2 protein-coding genes are annotated in these 2,207 nt (G+C 67.0%); both read left to right on the top strand.

The features are described 5' to 3' along the window. The first annotated feature begins 170 nt into the window (after window positions 1-170). A complete protein-coding gene (locus tag ACR2JA_RS00910; RefSeq protein WP_434007259.1) occupies window positions 171-1,736 on the top strand; it encodes a methyl-accepting chemotaxis protein in 1,566 nt (521 codons plus the stop codon). Window positions 1,737-1,782: 46 nt separating this feature from the next. Then, window positions 1,783-2,207 (top strand): MCP four helix bundle domain-containing protein (locus ACR2JA_RS00905; RefSeq protein ID WP_434007258.1); only part of this gene is annotated, 425 nt, incomplete at its 3' end.

The following is a 2,207-nucleotide window of genomic DNA, read 5'->3' as shown; positions in this document are numbered from 1 at the left end:
GAAATGCACCCTTTTTTCGCACTTCAGATGCGCCGGGGTGCGCCGATAGTGGTGGTGACGATCGCAAGTCCACACCCCTCTCGGGGGTCAGTGCGCACAGATCGGTGCATCCATGGGCGGGCGTCCCTGCGGGTGTGGATGGTCCAGGCGCCCCAACCATCGGAACACCCATGAACACCCATGCCACCGGCTTTGGCATTGCCAAACGCCTGTACACGCTGAGCATCGCCGTGTCGCTGGCTTTGGCCGCGCTGGCGGCGTTTGCCTACGTCAACCTGAGCGACGCCAGCGCCAAGGCCGAAAAGACCGAAAAGGTGCGGGCGCCACAGCTCAACGCCATGTCCGAAATGGAGCTGGCGGTGACACGCGCTTCGCTGCAGCTGCGCCACGCCATGCTGGCGCGCACCCCGGTCGAACGCGATGCATCGCTGGCCGACATCAACGTCAAGCGCCAGCTCATCGCCGACATGATGAAGCGCTACGAGGACGGCCTCTACACCGAACAGGGCAAGCAGCAGTTCGCGCAACTGCCGCCGCTGATGGGGGCGTTCTGGGTCATCGCTGAAAAAAACGTCGCCCTGATCCAGGCTGGTCAGCGCGACCAGGCCTTTGCCTTTCTGGTCGATGAAACCATCCCGGCCCGCAACCAAGTGCTCAAGGTGCTCGACGAGGGCGTGAACTACCAGGAAGCAGCGCTGGCGAGCGACATCCAGAGCATCCAGGACACCATTGGCACCACGTCCACCGCGCTGCTGTCGCTGGTGGCGGTGATCGCTGTGGCGCTGCTGGCGTTCTCGGCCTGGGTGGCGGGCCAGTTGCGCCGCCGCGTGGCCCTGGCCCAGGGCGCGGCCGTGCGCGTGCGCGACGGCGACCTGAGCACCGCCGTGCGCGACGACGGCAAGGACGAGTTCTCGCCGCTGCTGGCCGCGCTGGGCGACATGCAGGCCTCGCTGGCCCGCGTGGTGGCCGATGTGCGCGGCAGCGCCCAGACCGTGGCCACCGCCAGCACCGAGATCGCCCAGGGCAACGAAGACCTCTCGGGTCGCACCGAGCAGCAGGCCTCGGCGCTGGAAGACACCAGCTCGACCACCGTCACGCTGGGCCACACCGCGCAGCAGAACGCCGACAGCGCCCGCCAGGCCAGCGAACTGGCCGCCAGCGCCAGCCGCGTGGCCATGCAGGGTGGCGAGGTGGTTGGCCAGGTGGTGCAGACCATGAAAGACATCAACGACAGCAGCCGCAAGATCAACGACATCATCGGCACCATCGACGGCATCGCGTTCCAGACCAACATCCTGGCGCTCAACGCCGCGGTGGAGGCGGCCCGCGCCGGCGAACAGGGCCGCGGCTTTGCCGTGGTGGCCGGCGAGGTGCGCAGCCTGGCGCAGCGCAGCGCCGAGGCGGCCAAAGAAATCAAGCAGCTCATCAACGCCAGTGTGGAGCGCGTGGAGCAGGGCACGGCGCAGGTGGACCAGGCCGGTTCGACCATGCAGCAGATCGTGCAGTCGATCCAGCGCGTGACCGACATCGTGGGTGAGATCAGCCACGCCAGCAGCGAGCAGAGCGCCGGTGTGGCGCGCGTGAGCGAAGCCGTGCGCCAGATGGACCAGGCCACGCAGCAGAACGCCGCGCTGGTCGAGCAAAGCGCCGCCGCCGCTGCTGGCCTGCGCCAGCAGGCCGAGCACATGGTGCAGACCGTTTCCGTTTTCAAGCTCTCCGGCGCTGGCGCGCGCTGAAGTCGGCCCCCTTTCCCAGCGCCAACCCCAACCTAGCGAGACATCCATGACGTTTCTCTCCAATCTCAAACTGGGCCACCGGCTGACCCTGGCGTTCGGCCTGGTGCTGGCGCTGACCATCACCCTGGGCGCCACCGCGGTCAGCGCCATGCGCAACATCAACGAGCGCATGCTGTACGTGACCGAAAACTCGGTGCCTGCGCTGCAGGCCCTGGGTGACATCAAGTCCCAGTCGCTCAACCTGCGCCGTCTGGAGTACAACCACCTGGTGTCCGAAGATCCCACGCGCATGCTGGCGCTGGAGGCGGAGATCGACAAGCTGCAGGCCCAGCTGGCGCAGAACTTCAAGGCCTACGAGCCGCTGGTCACCGATGATCAAGAGCGCCAGCTGTGGCAGACCGCCATGGCCGACGCCCAGCGCTACACCAGCAAGTGGACTGCCATCAAAGCCCTGTCGGGTCAGGTGGGTGG

Origin of the sequence: Hydrogenophaga sp., assembly GCF_051007235.1 — a bacterium.
GTDB lineage: Bacteria > Pseudomonadota > Gammaproteobacteria > Burkholderiales > Burkholderiaceae_C > Hydrogenophaga.
The sequence above is the reverse complement of the archived record's forward strand: the minus strand, read 5'-3'. Positions and strand labels throughout refer to the sequence as shown.